Origin of the sequence: Curtobacterium sp. MCLR17_051, from assembly GCF_003234395.1 — a bacterium.
Lineage (GTDB): Bacteria > Actinomycetota > Actinomycetes > Actinomycetales > Microbacteriaceae > Curtobacterium > Curtobacterium flaccumfaciens.
This window is the reverse complement of record NZ_QKTA01000017.1, coordinates 62187-82293: the sequence shown is the minus strand read 5'-3', so window position 1 is coordinate 82293 and position 20107 is coordinate 62187. Positions and strand designations below refer to the sequence as shown.

Here is a 20107-nt window from a genome sequence, read left to right as displayed (position 1 = left end):
CGCCTGCTCGACGGAAGGACCGTTCCCCACATGACCGAGGTACGCGAAGCACGACTGGTCGAGACGTTCGTGACCCTCACCGACAGCCTGGTGGCGGACTACGACGTGGTCGACGTCCTGCAGACGCTGGTCGACCGGGCGGTCGAGTTGTTCGACGCCGCCGCGGGCGCGATCCACCTGCTCGACCAGCAGGACGAGCTGCGCGTCGTCGCGTCGACGAGCGAGCGCAGCAGCTTCATCGGTCTGCTCCAGCTCAACGCCGGCGAGGGGCCCTGCATCACCGCCGTGACCACCAGCCGGCTGGTGACCTCGGAGAACGCCGACGACCTGCGGCAGCACTGGCCGCGGTTCGCCGAGGCCTCCAGGGCGCGCGGGTACGCGGGCGTCCACGCCATCCCGCTCCGGCTGCGGGACACCACCGTCGGGTCGCTGAACCTGTTCCGCGAGACCGAGGGGGCGCTGAACGGAGCCGATGCCCGAGCCGCGCAGGCCCTCGCCGACGTCGCGACCATCAGCCTGTTGCAGCAACGGACCCTCGAGCACGCGACCCTCACCGCGGAGCAGCTCCAGCGCGCGCTCGACAGCCGGGTCGCCATCGAGCAGGCCAAGGGGTACCTCGCCCGTGCGGCGGGGGTCGACGTCGAGCAGGCGTTCGGCATGATCCGTCGCTACGCCCGCGGCCACCAGCGCTCGTTGAGCCAGGTCGCCGCCGCCGTGGCGCGCGACGACGTCCCGCTCGCCGACCTGATCGGGGCCGGAGCGTCCTGAGGGTTCGCTCGGGACGCTCCGGACCGCGCACGACTACTTCGTCGTCGTGAAGGTGCCCCGGGCCCGCTGGTCCGAGCCGTAGCCACGGGCGTGCACCACGTGCGTGCCCGGCGCCAGCGCCGCCACGGCCTTCGTGATCTTCAGGCGGACCTTGCCGTCGGCGTTGGCGGTCGTGCGGGTGGCCCGACCGCCGTCGATGCTGACGGTGACCGACTCCCCGGCACGGAACCCCGTCGCCGAGATCGCGACCTTGGCACCCTTCCGGCTGCTCGTCGGCGTCACGGCGATGGCCGTGCTGGACGCCTGCGCCTCGGCGCACGCGTCACCCGGGGTCCCGACCGCCGGAGCGGACGCGGTCGGCCGTCCGTTCACGCTGCGCACGCCGTCGTCCTCGCGGATGCGCATCGTGCCGACCGAGTCGCCGATCACCGAGCCGCCCTGGGTGTTGCTGAGGGTCATCGCGTAGTCCGACGTCCGCGAGAACGACGGCGTGCGGTCACCGTTCACCGAGACCGCGACCGTGCGGCAGACCTCACCGGGCTGGAACGTGACGGGCTGCACCGCCGGGCGGATGCGCCCGTCGTACGCCTGGTCGAGGTCGAAGGACACCGTCGTGGCCTGCTCGGCAGGTCGGGAGAGCACGACCGCTGCCCGGACCACCGTGCGGGTACGGCCCTCGTCGACGAACCGGTCCGCGATGCGTGCGGCGGGACGCTTCGTGACCACCGGGGTGCCGAGGGTCGCAGCGGGCACGAGCGACAGGTCGCTCAGCAGGACCCCGCTGTTCTTCTGCGGGACGTCGATGGTCACCTCGCGCACCGACGTCAGGTCGATGCCGGTGAACGTGTCGAGGGGGATGCGCGCCTGCTGCAGGATCGTCTTGCGCGGGGCCATCCGGGTACCGGGGAGCAGCTGTCCGGCACGGCTGGTGTCGGACAGGCGTCGGGTCGTCACGGCACCGGTCGCGTCGCGGAGGGTGATCGAGACGTTCGCGTTCGTCGTCGCGGTGTCGTCCGGGGTGAGGCGGAGCGACAGCGCCTGGAACCCGGTGAAGTCACCGGCCGCCGGAGCCACCGGGACGTGCACCTGGCCGCCGGTCGCCGCCTTGGTGGGCGAGACGTGCAGGGCGGGGGTGGCCGGCACCGAGGACGCCAGGTAGGCCGGGGTGTAGTCCGGGGCGTTGGACGAGATCGAGACGCACGCCGGCAGGATCTGCTTTGCGGGCAGGCTGTCGGAGCTCGCGCAGGTCTTCGCCGTCAGGGCACCGGTCGTGGTGATCGCCGGGTTCGCGGTGTCGAACAGGGCGAGGTCACGGCGGCTCGCGCCGGGCTGGGAGGCGCTCACCCGGATGTCGGCCGCGCCCAGGGCGGCGGGCTGGCGGTTGGTGCCGTCGAACATCGGCAGGAACTGCTGCTCACCGTCGAGCGTCAGGCGGAAGAAGCCGCTGATCAGGCTCGTGCCGACGGCGTACTGCTGGTCGGACGACAGCCGCGTGGTGTGCTTCGCCTTCGCCCCGCAGACCGCGTCGGACTCGTCGTACCAGTCGTCCGACGACGCCTTCGCGTACTTGCCGGGCGTCCACGTCGTGTTGAAGAAGTTGTGGTTCGCACCCATCACCAGCACCGAGGAGCGCAGCACGTCGTCCCCGAAGGCGGTGCGGGAGTCGTCGTAGAAGTGCTGTCCCTGCAGGTCGGACACGTCGCCGTCGCAGTACGGCAGGACGACCGCCGTGTTGGTGTCCGGCAGGGTCATGCGTCCGAAGTCGGTCGGCGCCAGGGGCAGGACGGCACGGATGCCGAAGGGGTTCGTGCGCTGCGTGTTGAGCAGGGCCGCGCGGACCACGCCGTCACCACCGCGCGAGTGGCCCATGAGGCCGACGTCCTGCAGGTCGAGCTTGCCGGTGAGCAGCGGCGAGAGCCGGGGCTCCTGTCCGGCGTCCGCCCGCTGCAGCAGGCTGAGGTGGTCGAGGACGAGCTGCCCGCGGGCCACCGCTCCGCCGTCGTCCGAGTAGCTGCCGTCGAGGGCGTTGATCGCGTTCGCGGAGATCGACACGACGACGTTGCCGTGGCTCGCCAGCGCGGTCGCTGCCGCGTTGTAGCCGAGGTAGCTCGGGATGTCGGTCTGTCCCTTCCCGCACGGCCACGCCTTCGGGTTGTACGTGCCGCCGTAGCACGCCTCGTGGCGGCCGTGCAGGAACACCACGACCGGGCGCTTGCCCGGGGCGTCCTTCGGCACGAAGACGGCGGCACGCATCTCGCCCTTGCGCCCGAAGCCCTTGATCGTCTCGGCTTCGTTGCCCAGGTCGTAGTCGGCCCGGGTGACCGCGTACTGGCCTGCGGACGCCGGGTCGTCGGTCAGGGGTGCCGGGGCTTCGCTCGGCGCGACCGTCTGCGGCGCGGTGGCGGCCTGCCGGTTGCCCTGCAGGTCGGTCTCGCCCGTCCAGCCGAGCTCGACGCTGCGGGCATCGGCGACCGCCGGGTCGGTCGTGGTGACCGTCAGCTGCCGCTGGTCGAGGCTCGTCTGCGCGACGCCGACGTCGGTGCCGTCCACGAGCAGGACGGGGGCCGCCGCACGGAGCGGCAGCGGGTCGGCGAGGGTCAGGACGACGGTGTACCCGCCGTCGGTCGGCGTGACCGTCCAGTCGTCACCCTGCGCGACGGGCGTGCCCGGCGTCGTGATCGTGGTCGTCCCCGTCGCGGCGGTGGACCCGTCGCCCGGCGCGGCCGTGGCCGGCACCGCCGCGATCGTGCCGGAGACGGCGAGCGCCCCGGCGATGAGTGTCGAACACGCGATCTGCAGCGCGATGGTGGAACGGCGTCTCGGCGAACGGTTCACGTCGGATCTCCCCTGGTGCGACGGGCATGCGCCACCGCACGCTCCGTCGCCAACAGTAGAGAGCGCGCTGCTCACCGCGGATCGTCCTGGAGGATGAGGTGACGGCTCAGTCCCTGAGGGTCCTCACGGGTGCGACATCCGGGTACCCGACGGCACGCGGACGGCCCCGCGACCAGGGTCGCTGGGCCGTCGATCGTGCGGGTGGATCAGATGCGGCCGACGGTGCGGCGACGACGACGCAGCAGGACCATGAGCGTTGCACCCGCGGCGAGGAGTGCCGCGGCGATGCTCAGCGGGACGGTCGGGTCCGAGCCGGTGAACGCGAGCTCACCGGTCGGCTGGTCGGTTCCGCCGCCACCGCCACCGCCGGCGCCTGCGGGGCCGCTCGGGGTGGCGGTGGGCACCACTGCGGGTGCCGTCGGGGTGGGTGTCGCGGTGGGCACCGGTGCCGGGGCGCGGACCGTGATGGTGACCGTCTGGGTGTCGTCCGGGCTGGTGCCGTTCGACGCGGTGATCGTCACGGTCGAGGTACCCGGGGTGGTCGGGGTGCCGGAGATGACGCCGGTGGTGCTGTCGATCGTCAGGCCGTCGGGCAGGCCCGTGGCGGTGAAGGTCGGGTTCGGGGTGCCGGTCGCGGTGACGGTGGACGAGTAGGGCACGTCCACGGTGCCGTCGGACGGGGTGCCCGAGGTGATGGTCGGCGACTCGGACGGCGTGCCCGGTGCGGGGCAGCCGTTGGAGGCCGTGATCGTGTTCGTGTCGAGGGTGACGGCGCCGGTGCGGGCCAGCAGTCGGCCCTGCACGGTCGCGCCGGTGGTGGCGGTCACGGACTGCTGCGCCAGGACGGTGCCCTGGAACTGGGCGCCGGTGCCGACGGTGGCGGAGCTGCCGACCTGCCAGAACACGTTGCACGAGCTGGCGCCGCCGGTGATCACGATCTGGCTGGCGGACCCGATGGTCAGGGTCGACGCGGCCTGGAACACCCAGACGGAGTTCGCGCTGCCGGCGAGGGTCAGCGCACCGTTGTTCGCCAGCGCGAGGGCGCCGCCGGAGTACACGCCGGGTGAGAGCGAGAGGCCGTTCAGCTCGGTCAGACCGGTCTGGGTCGGGGAGAGCGACGCGGCGACGTTGTACGCGGTGGTGGTGTCGCGCTGGGCCTGTGCGGCCGCGGCGTCGGTCTGGTGCGTGGTGCCGTTGACGACGCCGTTCGGTGCGCCGCCGAAGCCGGTGATGGACGTGCCCGGCGACAACCCGAGGTCGCCGTTGATCACGGAGGGGCCGGTGTTCGTGACCGCGCTCGCGCCGAGGACACCGTAGGTCGATGCGGTGCCGAGGTTGACCGGACCGTCGATGACCGTCGCGGCGGATGCTCCGCCACCGGTCCCGAGGGTGACCAGCGCGGCGACGGCAGCCGCCGACACGACCAGGAGGGAACTGCGTCTGAGATGGCGAGCCTGCACGGTCCGACCGCTTCCTGCAAGGAGAGGCGGGGTGACGTCGGCGACGAGCGCGCATTCTCGGTGGCTCGAAGTATGCGCTTCTCCACAGTGATTACCTAGGAATGTCTGAACATTCGCCCAAAGCCTGGCAGTTGGCCTGGCTGCCTAGGCGATCCCGGCCCGTGAGCGCATGCTCACCACAGGTTGACCGGCCGCTCTCACCAGCGGACGGGTAGGGAGTTCGGGTCTCCCGTCAGCCGGTGCGGCGCCGGTCCCGGGTAGGACCGGTCGCCCACCCCCGGACACACGGCGAAGGGCCCCGCGATCGGGATCGCGGGGCCCTTGCTGGTGCCGGGTGCTACTTGATGACGACCTTGATGGTCGGGCTGGTGCTCGTGCTGAGCTCCGAGGTCCCGGCGAAGACGGCGTGCAGGTTGTGCGTGCCCTTCTTCAGCGGGAGCTTCGACGTGACCACGCCGTTCTCCACCGTGACGGTGGCGAGGCGCTTCGAGCCCTGGTAGATCCGGGCGGTGCCGTCGACGCTGAAGCCGGTGGCCTTCACCTGGACGGTCGCCTTGCCACCGCTGTACTTGATGGCGGTGCGGGACGGGGCCTTCTCGACGGTGACCGTCATGGCCTTCGCCGTCTTCGAGTTCGTTCCCGAGTACACCGGGTCCGCGTTGACGAACGAGGCCGTGACCGCGTGCTTGCCGATGGCGAGCGTCTTCGGCAGCGTCATGCTGGCCGCGCCGTCCTTGACCGGGGCGGTGCCGAGGACCTTGCTGCCGTCCTTGAACGTCACCGTGCCCTGCTGGGTACCGATGCCTCCGGCGATGGTCGCGGTGACCGTGGCCGGCTTGGCGGTGCCGTAGGTCTGCTCGGCGGCCGACGCGGTGAGCGTGGTGGTCGTCGTCGGCAGCGTGGCGTGCAGGTTGAACTTGTCGACCGTCGAACCGATCGCAGCCGGGTCGGCCGTGGCCGTCGGCTGGAGGGTCACGCCGCAGCTGTCCACCTTGCCGTGCTGCACCGCCGAGTTGAGCGTGGTGCAGTCGCTGGCGCGGATGTTCTCGACGGCGAGCTTGTCGTCGGTGACCGAGACCTTCACGAAGGTGCGGACGTGCTCCTGGTTCTCGACCGAGTTGGCGAAGTGACGCTCACCCTTGGGGTCGAGCGGGTCCGCGCCGTAGCCCTGGGTGGCGTCCGGGGTGGTGAGGTCGTAGTACTTCGAGCCGGAGGCCGAGTTCGCCGTCATGTAGATGACGCCGCCGGGGCCGGAGAAGACCTCGGGAGCAGCGGGCTGCTCGTTGACGTTGGCCTTCTTGCCGTTCTTGATCGCGTAGCTGCGCGAGTAGGAGTGGTCGTGGCCCTGCAGGACGAGGTCGACACCCATGTCCGAGAACGAACGCGTGAAGTCGAACCGGCGCTGCTGGTTGTCACGGTCGTTCGCGTGGTCGGCCGGCGAGTAGATCGAGTGGTGGTAGACCAGCGTCGTCCACTTCGCGTCGTCGCCGTAGCGGTTGATGACGTCGCGCACGTAGTTCACGTGGGCAGCGTCCGAACCGGCCGCGTAGGCGTTCGAGTTGATGTCGATGAACAGGACGCCCTTGTACATGTACCAGTAGTCGCCACCCGAGTTCGCGGTCGTGTTGCCGCCCGGGTAGAAGTCCGGCACCTTGAGGGAGTTCGGCACCTGGTTGTGCTGCTCGTAGGCCTTGCCGCCCACGTCGTGGTTGCCGATGGTCGAGGCCCACGGGTAGCGCTTCAGCACGTCGCTGCTGTCCGCGAACGCGCCCCACTCGTACTCGTTGTTGGCGTGCTCGACCTGGTCGCCACCGGAGACCAGGAGCTCGGCGTCCGGCTCGGTCGACGTGGCGTACTTGAGCGTGTCCGCCCAGCCGGCGCCGTCGTCGTCCGTGAAGCCGGACGAACCGATCTGCGGGTCACCGAAGAACAGGAAGTCGAAGTCGCCGGAGAAGCTCTTCGTGGTGAAGGTGTACGACGCGGACCAGGCCGAGCCGTCCGCCGCACCGACGTGGTACGTGTACGAGGTGTTCGGCTCGAGGGCCGAGATCGTCGCGTGCGCGTTGATGTAGCCCGACTCGGCGGCGATGCCCGGGATGCTCTTGGTGTTCGAGTCGGTCGCGCTCGAGTCGGCTGCGGTGTTCGCGGCCTCCGAGGCGGCGACCGTCTGCTTGGCGTCCGTGAAGACGCCGTCCGTCATGGACGCGGTCTTCTGGATCTCGAGCGACTGCGCGACGTTCGTGGGGAAGTACCACGAGGCGATGCGCTGGCTCTCGGTCGCGCCGACGCCGAGCAGGATGTGGATCGGGCCACCGGTCGAGATGTTGGTGGTGGGGGTGTTCGTCGCAGCGGTGGCGGCGTTCGTGCCGACCATCGAGGCACCGGCGATGAGCGCGGCCCCGAGGACGGCCCCGCAGACGCGGAGGGTGGTGGTTCTGCGCCGGGTAGTGGCGCCGGACAGGAGACTCATGTTGGTCCGTTTCTCAGACGTGGGATGGTGCAGCACGGAAGACTCTGCATGCACTGCAAAACGTCTTGGTAAACGCTGAGTGACAGTTCGTCGCCGTTCAGGAACGAACGCGGCTCGTCAGCAGGTCCGTGGCGAGCGTCAGCCCGCCGCGAGCCGCTCGACGAACCAGATCATCCCCATCACGAACACGCCGGCGGTCACGGCGCCCGTCACCCAGAGCGACACCCGGTGCGCCTTCCGCCGCAGCAGCGAGAGCGGCGGGAAGACGATGACGATGATCGCGAGCTGCACGGCCTCGATGCCGACGTTGAAGATGAGGAGCGAGACGAGCAGCTGCCACGAGAACGCCTCGTGGATACCGAGGGCCCCGGCGAACCCGAGCCCGTGGATGAGCCCGAAGGCGAAGACGACGGCCAGGCGGGTCCACCCGGCGCGGTCGAGCGAGAAGTGTCCGTGCTCACCGACCACCAGTTCGTCGGCCCGCGATCGACGACGCCAGAGCCGCCACAGGTACCAGCCGGCGACCGCGGCGATCGACAGGGCGATGAGCGGCTCGACGACGATCGCGGGCGGGCTGACCACACCGAGGGCGGCGAGGATGAACGTGATCGAGTGGGCGATCGTGAACGCGGACGCCGTGTAGACGACCTCGCGCAGACGACGCGAACCGGCGATGAGCGCCACGAGGAACAGGATGTGGTCGATCCCGGTCAGCAGGTGCTCGGCGCCGAGCCGGAAGAACTCCCAGAAGCGCTCACCCGCGGACTGCTCGGTCGAGAACGTGCGCTGCGAGGCGTCGAGGGTGGCCGAACCCGTCCGGTCGTCGACGTCGTAGGTGACGATCGTCTTGGTGTCGCGCACGAAGGTCTCGTCGTCGGGGAAGAGCTCCGACGACACCACGTGCCCGGACTGCGTCTCGGACGGTTCCGGGCAGGTGAAGTCCGCGGTCACGTGGGCGTACGGCACCTCGTCCTGCAGGTCGACGGTGACGGTGTCGTCGAGCGTGCCCGTGCAGGCCTGCCCGCCGGCTCCGGTGACCCGGAACCGGTCGAACACGTACTTCCCGATCGCGTCGGTGTGCGCCTCGGCAGCCGTCACCATCCCCGGGAAGTCCCCGTCGTCCCAGGCCTGCTGCCCCTGCTCGTGCAGCGCGTCGTCGTGCTCGCTCGTGGCCACCGAGACGAGCATCAGGTCGTACTCGAGCCCGAGCTTCGCCTGCACGACGGTCGGCTTCGTGGACGTGACGTCGGCGTAGACCACCGAGCTGAAGCCGTGCGCCGACGCCGGTGCGGCTCCCCCGAGCACGCCGATCACGACCACCCCGAGCAGCACGAGCGCGGCGACGACCCGTCCGACGAGCGCGAACAGGGGGAGGGAGCGGGCAGGGCGGGCGCGCAGGAGCGCGGCGGTGGTTCCGGAGGGCACGCGCAGACGATCCGGCCCGCAGACGACCGGCAGGTGAACAACCGGTGACCAGCAACGGGACGGCGGTCGGACAGGTCCCCGTACCAGCCCGGAGCGGCCGTCGGGCGTGCTTGCATGGTGCCGTGATCCGCCCCGCCACCCGGACGACCTCCCTGTTGACCGCCGTCGCCCTCGCCGCGGCCGGCACCGCGCTGCTGGCCGGCTGCTCCGGGGCGTCGAACGGCACCACCGGCGGCACCGGCCCGACGGCGACCGCGTCGGCGCACGCCTCGGCCGGGGTCCTGGGCACCGGGTTCTCCGACCCCGACCAGCCGCCGGCCCCCGAGGCCACCATCCACCCCGAGCCCGGTTCGTGGTCCGGGGTGCACGCCCCCGCCGACTACGACGTCGTGCTGCTCTCCGACGCGGGTGACGCCGCCGACGCTCCGACCCGGACCCTGCTCGACGCCGTCGAGTCGTGGGCAGCGGACGAGGACGTCACCGTCACCCCGGTCTCGGCGAAGGGCCCCGACGACCGGATCGCCGCGGTCCTGCGCGCCGTCGACGCCGAGCCCGACCTGGTCATCACCGTCGGCAACCACATGGTCGACCCGCTCGCGGCGGTCTCACCGACCGCGCTCCACCAGCAGTTCCTGGTCGTCGGTGCCGAGATCGCGGAGCCGACGTCGAACGTCACGGCAGCCGACTGGACGGGCGGCGGGTTCCGCGGCGAGGGCCTCGGCCCGTCGAGCCACTACGACCCGGAGACCTTCACCGAGGACCGCGCGGCCCGCGGCCTGCGCGCCGGCCTCGCCGCCGTGCTCCACGACCTGCGCGGCATCGTCGTCTGGGTGCCCTGACCGGGCGCTCCCCCGCTACGCGGTCTCCGGCTCCAGGACGCGCGCCCGCACCTGCGCCGCTGCGCCGAGTGCCACGGCGTCGGACCCGAGCGTCGACTGCGCGAGCCGGATCGTCGCCCCGCTGACCGGCGGTTCCGCGGCGATCGCCGCCGAGATGGCCGGTTCGAGCAGGTCCCAGGACCGAGCGATCCCGCCGCCGATCAGGACGGTGGTGACGTCGAGGATCCCCGCGGTCAGCAGTGCGGCACGCGCCAGCCCCCACCCCGCCGTGGCGAAGACGGCGGCCGCGTCGGCGTCCCCGCCGCGTGCGGCGACGGCGACGTCCCGTGCCGAGAGCATCCGCCCGGAGCGTTCGGCGTAGCGGTCGGCGATGCCGCGCGCGCCCGCGATGGTCTCCAGGTGCCCGGCCTGCCCGCAGGTGCACCGGGCGTCGCCGAAGCCGGGGACGTGGCCGATCTCGCCGGCGGCTCCGCGCGGGCCGGCGAAGAGCCGTCCGTCGAGCACGAGCGCGCCGCCGACACCGGTGCCGAGGGTCATGCCGAGCACGTCGGACTCCCCCACGACCGCACCGGTGGCGATCTCGCCGAGCAGGAACGCGTTCACGTCGTTGTCCAGGGTCGCGGGGACGCCGAGGGCGTCCGTCACCGCGCGGGTCACGCCGTACCCGGCCCAACCGGTGAACGAGTTGCCGGTGACGAGGACGGTCCCCGTGGTCCGGTCGACGACGCCGGCCGCGCCCACCCCGACACCCGCCAAGGAGGCCCGGTGCGTCTCGAGCAGACCCGTCACGGCCCCGAGTGCGGCCGTCACGATCGCCGCCCCGCCCGCGTGGGCGGGCGTCGGCAGGTCGAGGCGGTCGATGACCTCGAGGTCGGGCGTGGTCAGGACGACCTTCGTGTTCGTGCCGCCGACGTCCACCCCGGCCAGGACCCGGGTCACGCGGTCACCGCCGCGAGTGAGGCGAGGCGCTCCGTCCGACGCTGCCGTTGCAGCACGGGGTCGGGCACCGGTACCGCGGCGAGCAGGCGACGGGTGTAGTCGGTGGTGGGGTGCAGCAGCGTCGTGCCGGTCGTGCCCTGCTCCTCGACGACGCCCTGGCGCATCACGACGACGCGCTCGGCGAAGTGCTGCACGACGGCCAGGTCGTGCGAGACGAACAGGCACGCGAAACCGAGGTCGTCCTGCAGCTCGCCGAGGACCTCGAGCACGGTCTCCTGCACGCTGACGTCGAGCGCCGAGGTGGGTTCGTCGGCGACGAGCAACCGCGGTTCGAGCACCAGCGCCCGGGCGAGCGAGACCCGCTGGCGCTGCCCGCCGGACAGCTCGCGGGGGGCACGGGACGCCAGGGTCCGCGGCAGCCGCACCGCGTCGAGCACCTCGTTGATGCGACGACGACGATCGGCCGAGGACATCCCGCGACGGTGCACGGCGAGGGGCTCAGCGATGCACTCGGCCACCGACATCCGGGCGTCGAGGGACGCCACCGGGTCCTGCAGCACGACGCCGATGCCGGAGCGGAGTGCACGGCGGTCACGGCCCTTCGCGGTCCGCAGGTCCTGCCCGAACAGCGACACCGTGCCGGAGGTCGGCTTGATGAGCCCGAGCGCCACCCGGGCCGCGGTCGACTTGCCGGAGCCGGACTCGCCGACCAGGCCGACGGTCTCACCGGCGTGCACCGCGATGTCGATGCCCGCGAGCGCGTGGACGGCGCGCGCCCCGCGCCCGAACGTCACCGAGACGTCCCGCAGGTCGACCACCGGGGCCGCACCGGGCCTCCCGGCTGGCTCGGTCTCCGCGTCGGTGACGGGAGCCGGCGGACGATCGCCCGCCACGTCGAGCCGCGGCACCGCGGCGAGCAGCCGCTTGGTGTACTCGTGCTCGGGGCGGAGGAGGACGTCCTCGACCCCGCCGGTCTCGACGATCTCGCCCTGGAGCATGACCGCGACCCGGTCGGCGAAGTCCGCGACGACCCCCATGTTGTGCGTGACGAGCAGCACGCCGGTACCGGTCTCGACGGCGAGCGCGCGGAGGAGCTCGAGGATCTCGGCCTGCACGGTCACGTCGAGGGCCGTGGTCGGCTCGTCCGCGATGAGCAGCTTCGGCGCGTTCGCGATCGCCATCGCGATGACCACGCGCTGACGCTGCCCACCCGACAGCTGGAACGGGAACGACCGGGTGCGCGACTCGGGGTCGGGGATGCCGACGCGACGGAGCAGGTCGACGGCCTCGGCCGCGGCGGCGGACGCGGAGACGTCACGGTGGTTCCGGATCACCTCGGCGATCTGGGCACCGACGCGGGTGAGCGGGTCGAGGGCGGTCGCGGGCTCCTGGAAGACCATCGAGACGGTCGAGCCGCGCAGGGCCCGGAGCGCGGGTTCGGGGGCGCCGACGACCTCGTGGCCGGCGACGACGGCGCTGCCCGAGGCCGTCGCGTTGCCGGAGAGCAGGCCCATCGCGGCGAGGGCGACGGTGGACTTGCCGGAGCCGGACTCGCCGACCAGGGCGAGGGTCTCGCCGGGCGCGACCGACAGGGACACCCCGCGCACGGCGTCGACGGTTCCGGACTCGGTGCTGAATGAGACGCCGAGGTCGGTCGTCCGCAGGATCGGTTCGTTGGTCATCAGCGGCCCCGCACGTCGAAGGCGTCCCGCAGTCCGTCGCCCACCGCGTTGAACGCGCAGACGACCAGGATCACGGCCAGACCCGGCGGCACGATGAGCCACCAGCGTCCGGAGTAGGCGGCGGTGAGTCCCGCCGAGAGCATGCCACCCCAGTCCGTCGCGGGCGGCTGCACACCGAGCCCGAGGTACGAGACGTAGGCGACCAGCAGGATCGCGTCGGCGACCTGGAACGTCGCCGCGACGACGATCGTCGACACCGAGTTCGGCAGCAGGTGCTTGCCGATGGCGCGGGCGTGCGAGCCGCCGATCGCGCGCAGGGTCAGGACGTAGTCGCGGTTCTTGAGCGTCAGGGTCTCGGCGCGGATCAGGCGGGACGGCACGAGCCAGGACACCAGGCCGAGGATGACGATGAGGCCGCCGACACCGGGGTTCGTGATCGCCGAGATGACGAGCAGGATGAACAGGGCCGGGATCGCGATGCCGGCGTCGACGACGCGCATCATCAGGGCGTCGATCCAGCCGCCGACGTACCCGGCGACGGAACCCCACAGGGTGCCGACGACGGTGGCCAGGACCCCGGCGGCGATGCCCACCATCAAGGAGACCTTGCCGCCGTACATCAGGCGGCCGAGGACGTCGTGGCCGACGGCGTCGGTGCCGAGCCAGTGCGCGGCGCTCGGGCCCTGGTTGGCCTGCTCGAGGAGCGTGTGGGTCTGGTCGGTCGGGTACACGAACGGGCCGACGAAGCAGAACAGCACGATGACGACGATCAGGGCGAGGCCGATGACGGCGAGGGTGTTGCTCCGGAACCGGCGGGCGGCGAGCCGGAACCCGGTGGCCGCGACGGTGACGGGGGCGCCCGGGGCTTCGGGGGCCATCTGGACGGCGGTCATGCGCGGCTCGCCTTCACGTCATGGGTGGACGCAGTGTCGATGACTGACGTGTCGGTCATGCGCGGCTCGCCTTCACGTCATGGGTGGACGCAGTGTCGATGACTGACGTGGCGGTCATGCGCGGCTCGCCTTCACTCGCGGGTCGATCAAGGACTGTGCGACGTCGGCGAGCAGGGTGCCGATGACGGTCGCGATGGAGATGACGAGCACGCAGCCGAGCAGCGTCGGGTAGTCGGAGGACTGTGCGGCGTTCCAGAACAGCAGCCCCATGCCGGGGTAGTTGAACAGCTGCTCGGTCACCAGGGCGCCACCGAACAGCACCGGCAGGTAGTACCCGAGCATCGCGACGACCGGGGTCAGCGAGTTCCGGAACACGTGCCGTCGCAGGATCGTCGCGGTCGAGGCGCCGCCGGCACGGGCGGTGCGGACGTAGTCCTCCTGCAGGTTCTCGAGCGTCGAGGCGCGCATGTACCGACTGAACACCGCGATCATCGCGAGGGCTCCGGTCACCACGGGCAGCACGAGTCCGGCGGGGTCCTGGAACACCTCGGCGAGGGTGGTGCCGCTCGGGGCCTGGGACGGCAGCCACGGCAGCTGCTGACTGAAGACGATGATCAGGACGAGGCCGAGGAAGAACGCGGGCGTCGAGTAGAAGACGAACGCCAGGGCGGTCGCGGCGTAGTCGACCGCACCGTTGCGGCGGGCCGCCTGGAGCATCCCGACCGGGATCGCGACGACGAGTCCGAGCACCGCGGAGATGCCGGTGAGCACGAGGGTCTTCGGCAGGCGCTCGGCGATGAGCTGCGAGACCGGCTCGTTGAGCGTGTACGAGGTGCCGAGGTCGCCGGTCAGCAGACGACCGAGGAACCGCAGGTACTGCACGGGCAGCGGCTGGTCGAGCCCCTGCGCCTGGTTGAACTGGGCGATCTGCGTGGGGGTCGCGGAGACGCCGAGCACGCCGCGGGCGGGGCCGCCGGGCAGCGCGTGCAGCAGGCAGAACACCACGACGGTGACGATGAGGATCACCGCGAGCGCCTGCAGGACGCGCCTGGTGAGGTAGAGAGCTGTGGTCATGCGGCTTCCGATGGTCGGATTGGAGACGTGAGCCGGGGAGGAGGCGCGGTGCGCGTCGGACGCGCACCGCGCCTCCAGGGTCGGTTTCCTACTTGGTCCACTTCCACTGGGCCGGGTGGAAGTTGGCGAGCGAGTCCTGGTCGAAGCCGGACAGACCCTTCTTGACGACCGAGATCTGGTAGTCGGGGCTCGGCAGCCAGATCACCGGCAGGTCCTTCGCGACCGCGGCGCTGTAGTCCTGCACGGCGGTGGCGTCGGTCGAGGTGGTGGTCGCGTCGATCAGGGAGTCGACCTCCTTGTTCGAGTAGCTGCCGAAGTTCGCCGAACCGCCGGTCTGGAACAGCGACTCACCGGTCGGGTAGGCCGGGAAGTACCAGCTGCCCGCGGTGCCGAAGAACGACAGGTCCCAGTCGCAGCTGGCCTCGTCCGAGGTGCAGGTCGGGGTCTGCGACAGCACGCTCGACACCGGCGCGGTCTTGATGGTGAAGTCGATGCCGGTCTTCGCGAGCGAGGACTGGATCGCGCTCATCATGTTGTCGGTCACGGTCGAGCCGGACTGCGACAGCACCTGCATCGAGAACTTCGTGCCCTCCTTGACCCCCTCGCCGCACTGGCTGGCGGACGTGCCCGGGTCGGTGCAGACCATCGTGCCGCCCTGCTCCTCCCAGCCGTGGCTGGTCAGCAGGTCCTTGGCCTTCGAGGTGCTGAACGGGTACGGGTTCGACTTCTGCACGTCGGAGACGTAGTCGGACTCCTGTGCCTGCGGGATCGGACCGTAGGTCGAGGTGGCGGTGCCGTTGAAGACGACCTTCGACAGCGACGTCTGGTCGATCGACATCTGGACGGCCTGACGGGCGTACAGCTGCTTGAAGACGGCGCCCATCGTGGGGTTGTTGAAGTTGTACGGCATGTACGTGATCGCCCAGCCGGTCCACGGCTCAACCTCGTAGCCCTTCCCGGTGAAGGACGCCTTCTGGTCCATGTCGGTGGCGTTGATGTAGCCGTAGTCGACCTCGCCCGAGCGGACGGCGTTCACCTCGGCGTCGGCCGTGGTGAAGGGCAGCAGGTTCACCGTCGTGATCGACGGCTTCTCGCCACCGTCGTACTTCTTGTTCGCCGTCAGGGTGACCTTGCCGGCCGTGGTGAAGGTCTTGACGCCGTAGGGGCCGGAGATGGTCTTCCACAGGTCGTCGGTGGCGTAGTCGGAGATCTTGCCCGCGGCGGTGTTGAGGTACTTCCACACCTGCTTCGCGCCGGCGGTGGTCTCGTCGGCGTCGGTCACCTTCGCGGTCGCGCTGGTCTTGTCCCAGGCGTGCTGGGGCAGCGGGATGATGTGGCTCAGCTGGTTGGCGAGCATCCAGTCCGAGTTGTAGGCCTTGTCGAAGGTGATGGTGAAGTGCGTGTCGTCGACGGCCTTGAACGACGTCCAGTTGTCCGGCGCCTTGCCCTTGGAGTACGAGCCCCACTGGTCCTTGTTCGCCTTGATCAGGTTGAACCAGAACCCGACGTCGCGGCTCGTGATCGCCTCGCCGTCCGACCAGTGCCGGTCGCCGAGCGTCATGGTGACGCTCTTGCCGTCGTCGGCGAACTTCGCGTCGGTGGCGACGGAGCCGGCCTTGTTCCACGCGATCTTGCCGGTGGAGCCGTCGTAGGCGACGAGCGGCTCGTACAGCGACTGGGCGATGGAGCCGTTGTTCGTGTTGAGGTGCGCGGCGGTGCCGATCGGCAGGATCCAGTTCGGCGTGAAGTTGGCGGGGAGCGCGTAGTCGATCTCGTCGGTCGATCCCTGCGAGGCGTTGCCGCCTCCGGAACAGCCGGCGAGCAGCGCGCTCACGGCGATCGCAGCTCCGGTGAGGAGCGCCCAGCGACGGGGCTTGGACATGCGGTGTCTCCTTGTGCGAGGGACTTCGGGGAGGTGGAGCACGGGTGCCGAGCGGCACGAGGACAGTCAAGGACCAAAGCGATTGGAAAAACAAACATCTCGATGTAAAAACTGCGTTACTGCGGAACGGACGAAAGGGTGGACCGCTCGATCCGCCCCGTAGGCTCGCGGCAGAACGGACCATCGACCGGTGTTCCGTTCCCGTTCCGCCCGGATTGGAGAAAGTCGTGGCCGATCTCAGCGCCCGCGTCCTCGAGCTCGTCGCCTCGGGGCAGGCCGCCAGCCGGACCGAGATCGCGAAGGTGCTCGGAGCCGCCCCCTCGACCGTCTCGCACGTCGTCGGCCAGCTCCTGGAGCACGGGATCCTCGCCGAGGAAGGTACGGACGTCTCGACCGGCGGTCGCCCCCGCAAGGTGCTCCGCATCGGCGGCGTCGACGAGTACGCGGTCGCCGCGGACGTCGGTGGCGGGCACGCGCGCATCGGCGTGGTCCTGCCTGGAGGCGCGCTCGAGTCGGTCGCGAACGTCCCGTTCGCGCTCTCCGACGGTCCGACCGCCGGGCTCCAGCGCCTGGCCGCGCTGCTCGAGCGGCTCGCCGACGACCGTGGTCGCGAAGGGCTGCGGGGCGTCGGGCTCAGCCTGCCCGGGCCCGTCGACGTCGTCGCCGGGGTCGTGGACCTGCCGAGCCGGATGCCGGGGTGGAACGGGTTCCCCGTGGCCGCGTGGCTGAGCGACCGGTTCGGCCTGCCGGCGATCGTCGACAACGACGCGAACTGCATGGCGGCGGGTGAGCAGACCGTGCAGGATCCCGCTCGACGCCAGACCATCACGATCAAGGCCGGGTCGGCGATCGGCGCGGGCATCGTCATCGACGGTCGGCTCTACCGGGGGTCGACCGGTGCGGCCGGGGACATCACGCACGTGCGGATCGACGCCGCCGGGGACACCCCGTGCTCGTGCGGCAACACCGGATGCCTGGAGACGGTGGCGTCCGGGGCCGCCCTGGTCCGGATCCTGTCGAACGCCGGGGTCGATGTCGCGTCGACCGCCGACGTCGTCCGGCTCGCCTCGGACGCGCACCCCGAGGCCACCCGTGCCGTGCGGATGGCGGGCAAGTACCTGGGCGAGGTGCTCGCCGCCAACGTGAACTTCTTCAACCCGGACGCCGTCTACCTGGGCGGCATCCTGTCGACCCTCGACCCGTTCATCGCCGCCGTGCGCAGCCAGCTCTACGAGAGCTGCCACCCGCTGATGACCCAGCACCTGGCCATCGAACCGGTGTCGCTCGGTGCCGATGCCGGGCTCGTCGGCGCCGGGCAGTTCGCCCTGCAGCGGGGCCTCGCCGCCTCGCTCGAGGAGCTCTCCGCGCCCATCCCCCAGTCCACCACCAGGAACAGGAGCGTCCGTGTCTGAGACCGGTCCCGTCACCCCCGCCGTCCCCGCCAGCACCGCTGGTGCCCGTCGCCCGGTCATCGCCATCGCCGGGCTCGCCATCGAGACGTCGACGTTCACGCCGACCCGGACCCACGCCCCCGCGTTCCACCCGGATCGCGGCGACGAGGCCGTCGCCCGGTACCCGTTCCTGGCGACCATGGCGGACCGGGCGGACTTCCGCGGGGCGCTCATCGGGCACGCGCTGCCCGGCGGGATCGTCGACCGGGCGTCGTACGAAGCCCTGGCCGACGAGATCGTCGAGCGGCTGCGTGCGATGGGTCCGGTCGACGGGCTCTGGTACGACATCCACGGCGCGATGGTGGTCGAGGGGCTCGACGACGCCGAGACGGACCTGCTCGGTCGCATCCGCGCGGTCGTCGGCCCCGACGTCATCGTCTCCGCGTCGATGGACCTGCACGGCAACGTCACGCGTGAGCTCGCCCACCAGGTCGACCTCGTCACCTGCTACCGGATGGCCCCGCACGAGGACACCCTCGAGACGAAGGAGCGTGCCGTCCGGAACCTCGTCGACGTGCTCACCGAACGAGCCGTCGGTGCGCAGCGACCCGTGAAGGCCTGGATCCCGATCCCCGTCCTGCTGCCCGGCGAGCAGACCTCGACCCGTCTCGAGCCGGCGAAGTCCCTGTACGCGCAGGTCCCGCTCGTCGAGCAGACCGAGGGTGTGCTCGACGCCGCGATCTGGGTCGGGTACGCCTGGGCCGACCAGCTCCGCGACCAGGCCGTCACCGTCGTCACCGGGTGGGACGAGGCCGCCGTCGCCGCCGGTGCCGAGCGGCTCGCCCGGGCGTTCTGGGACGTCCGCGAGGACTTCGTGTTCGTCGCCCCAACCGGCACGTTCGAGGAGTGCCTCGACGCCGCGCTCACCCCGGGCGCAGCGAAGCCGTACTTCGTCTCGGACTCCGGCGACAACCCGACGGCCGGCGGCTCCGGCGACATGACCTGGGGCCTGACGCAGGTGCTCGCCCGCCCGGAGTTCCAGGACCCGTCCGGCCCGACCGTCATCTACGCGAGCGTGCCCGGACCGGCCGCGGTCGCCGCGGCGGTGGACGCCGGCGTCGGTGCGACGATCACCGTGACCGCCGGTGCGTCGGTGGACCGCGTGCATGCCGGCCCGATCACGATGACCGGGCGGGTGCACGCGATCAAGCACGGCGACCGGGACGCCGAGACCGAGGTCGTGCTGCAGGTCGGCAGCGTCTTCGCGATCCTGACGAAGCTGCGGAAGCCGTACCACCACGAGCACGACTTCACCGACCTCGACCTGGCGCCGCGGCAGGCGGACGTCGTCATCGTGAAGATCGGGTACCTCGAACCGGAGCTGTTCGACATGTCCGCCGACTGGATGCTCGCGCTCACCCCGGGCGGTGTCGACCAGGACCTGCTGCGCCTCGGGCACCACAGGATCGAGCGGCCGATGTTCCCCTACGATCGAGTGTTCCCGACGGCACCGGACCTCCGCGCCCGCATCGTCCCCGCCTCCAACGAACCGCTCGGAGCCCCTGCATGAGCACCACCGCCGCACTCGAGATCGCCGTCACCTCTCCGGCTGGTGCGATCACCGCGCGGGACGGCGGCGCCGACCGCGTCGAACTCTGCGTCGGGCTCGAGCTCGGCGGGCTCACCCCCTCGCAGGCACTGGTCGAGACGACCCACGAGACCGGGATCCCGGCGCACGCGCTGGTCCGCTGCCGCCCGGGCGGGTTCGTGCACTCCCCCGACGAGGTCGAGCTCATGGTGCGCGAGGTCCGCACGGTCCTGCGGTCCGGGGCCGCCGGTGTCGTGGTCGGTGCCCTGCGCCCCGACCGGACCCTGGACGAGGACGCCCTCCGCCGCTTCGTGGACGCCGCCCGCTCGGTCAGCGCCACCGCCGAGGTCACCCTGCACCGCGCGATCGACCACGCGACCGACCCCGTCGCCGCCGCCGGGTCGCTCGCCGCGCTCGGGTTCACCCGCGTCCTGACGTCGGGTGCCGCCCCCACCGCGGTCGCCGGCGCCCAGACGATCGCCCGCATGGTCGAGGCCGCCGGGCCCGTGCAGGTGATGGCCGGCGCCGGGGTCACCCCCGCCGACGTCCGCGCACTGCTCGCCACCGGCGCCGCCGCCGTGCACCTGTCGGCCAAGCGTCCGGCCGCGGACAGCACGCACGCCGGGGTGCCGATGGGCGCCGGGGACGACGGCTCCGCGCACTTCGTCACCGACGCCGAGGTCGTCGCGGCCGCACGGCGCGCGCTCGACGCCTGAGTCGTTCCGGACCCGCACCGAGTCCCGGACCCACACCGGGCTCCGGACCCGCACCGGGTCCGAGGTGCGGCGCGCGGCGGACGCACACCGCGCCTCCAGGCCGATCCGGGACCACCCGGATGGACCCGCTCCTCCGGTCGGCACC

Annotated in this window: 14 protein-coding genes; 5 read left to right on the top strand and 9 right to left on the bottom strand. The window is 71.4% G+C overall.

What is annotated here, in order from left to right; genetic code table 11:
• Positions 1-30: 30 nt before the first annotated feature.
• Positions 31-768, top strand: a complete 738-nt coding sequence (locus DEJ06_RS14070) for a GAF and ANTAR domain-containing protein (protein WP_111039714.1) — start codon at positions 31-33, stop codon at positions 766-768.
• A gap of 33 nt (positions 769-801) precedes the next feature.
• On the opposite strand, the gene DEJ06_RS14065 is transcribed toward DEJ06_RS14070, so the two are convergent.
• From DEJ06_RS14065 to DEJ06_RS14050, 4 genes are all read right to left on the bottom strand, one after another.
• Positions 802-3603, bottom strand: a complete 2802-nt coding sequence (locus DEJ06_RS14065) for a hypothetical protein (RefSeq protein WP_111039713.1) — start codon at positions 3601-3603, stop codon at positions 802-804.
• A gap of 206 nt (positions 3604-3809) precedes the next feature.
• Positions 3810-5024 (bottom strand): ice-binding family protein, encoded by a 1215-nt coding sequence (locus DEJ06_RS14060; RefSeq protein WP_239001383.1) that lies wholly within the window; start codon positions 5022-5024, stop codon positions 3810-3812.
• Positions 5025-5400: 376 nt separating this feature from the next.
• Positions 5401-7533, bottom strand: a complete 2133-nt coding sequence (locus DEJ06_RS14055) for an Ig-like domain repeat protein (RefSeq protein WP_111028678.1) — start codon at positions 7531-7533, stop codon at positions 5401-5403.
• 138 nt (positions 7534-7671) lie between these two features.
• On the bottom strand, positions 7672-8958 hold the full coding sequence (locus DEJ06_RS14050; RefSeq protein ID WP_181436822.1) for a HupE/UreJ family protein: 1287 nt from the start codon (positions 8956-8958) through the stop codon (positions 7672-7674).
• A 122-nt stretch (positions 8959-9080) separates the two neighbouring features.
• Here DEJ06_RS14050 and DEJ06_RS14045 point away from each other — a divergent pair, with 122 nt between their 5' ends.
• Entirely contained in the window at positions 9081-9797 is a 717-nt protein-coding gene (locus DEJ06_RS14045) for a hypothetical protein (protein WP_111039711.1), read from the top strand.
• 15 nt (positions 9798-9812) lie between these two features.
• Here DEJ06_RS14045 and DEJ06_RS14040 read toward each other — a convergent pair whose 3' ends face one another.
• The 5 genes from DEJ06_RS14040 to DEJ06_RS14020 form a co-directional block, all read right to left on the bottom strand.
• Positions 9813-10736 carry an ROK family protein gene (locus DEJ06_RS14040; RefSeq protein ID WP_111028680.1) on the bottom strand — a complete coding sequence of 308 codons (924 nt, stop codon included), beginning with the start codon at positions 10734-10736 and terminating at the stop codon, positions 9813-9815.
• Entirely contained in the window at positions 10733-12418 is a 1686-nt protein-coding gene (locus DEJ06_RS14035) for an ABC transporter ATP-binding protein (protein WP_111039710.1), read from the bottom strand. The genes DEJ06_RS14040 and DEJ06_RS14035 overlap by 4 nt, the downstream gene beginning before the upstream one ends.
• Complete coding sequence (locus tag DEJ06_RS14030) at positions 12418-13311, bottom strand: ABC transporter permease (protein WP_111039709.1); 894 nt, start codon at positions 13309-13311, stop codon at positions 12418-12420. The genes DEJ06_RS14035 and DEJ06_RS14030 overlap by 1 nt, the downstream gene beginning before the upstream one ends.
• Positions 13312-13425: 114 nt before the next feature.
• Entirely contained in the window at positions 13426-14385 is a 960-nt protein-coding gene (locus tag DEJ06_RS14025; protein ID WP_027467218.1) for an ABC transporter permease, read from the bottom strand.
• Positions 14386-14473: 88 nt separating this feature from the next.
• On the bottom strand, positions 14474-16267 hold the full coding sequence (locus DEJ06_RS14020) for a peptide ABC transporter substrate-binding protein (RefSeq protein WP_111039708.1): 1794 nt from the start codon (positions 16265-16267) through the stop codon (positions 14474-14476).
• Positions 16268-16494: 227 nt separating this feature from the next.
• Here DEJ06_RS14020 and DEJ06_RS14015 point away from each other — a divergent pair, with 227 nt between their 5' ends.
• Genes DEJ06_RS14015 through DEJ06_RS14005 form a run of 3 tightly spaced genes read left to right on the top strand, consistent with a single transcriptional unit; the run spans position 16495 to position 19962 of the window.
• Positions 16495-17679 (top strand): ROK family protein, encoded by a 1185-nt coding sequence (locus DEJ06_RS14015; protein ID WP_083404204.1) that lies wholly within the window; start codon positions 16495-16497, stop codon positions 17677-17679.
• A complete protein-coding gene (locus tag DEJ06_RS14010) occupies positions 17672-19228 on the top strand; it encodes a M81 family metallopeptidase (protein WP_111039707.1) in 1557 nt (518 codons plus the stop codon). Before DEJ06_RS14015 ends, DEJ06_RS14010 begins: the two co-directional genes overlap by 8 nt.
• Positions 19225-19962, top strand: coding sequence for a copper homeostasis protein CutC (locus tag DEJ06_RS14005; RefSeq protein WP_111039706.1), 738 nt, complete (start codon positions 19225-19227; stop codon positions 19960-19962). Before DEJ06_RS14010 ends, DEJ06_RS14005 begins: the two co-directional genes overlap by 4 nt.
• Positions 19963-20107: the final 145 nt, after the last annotated feature.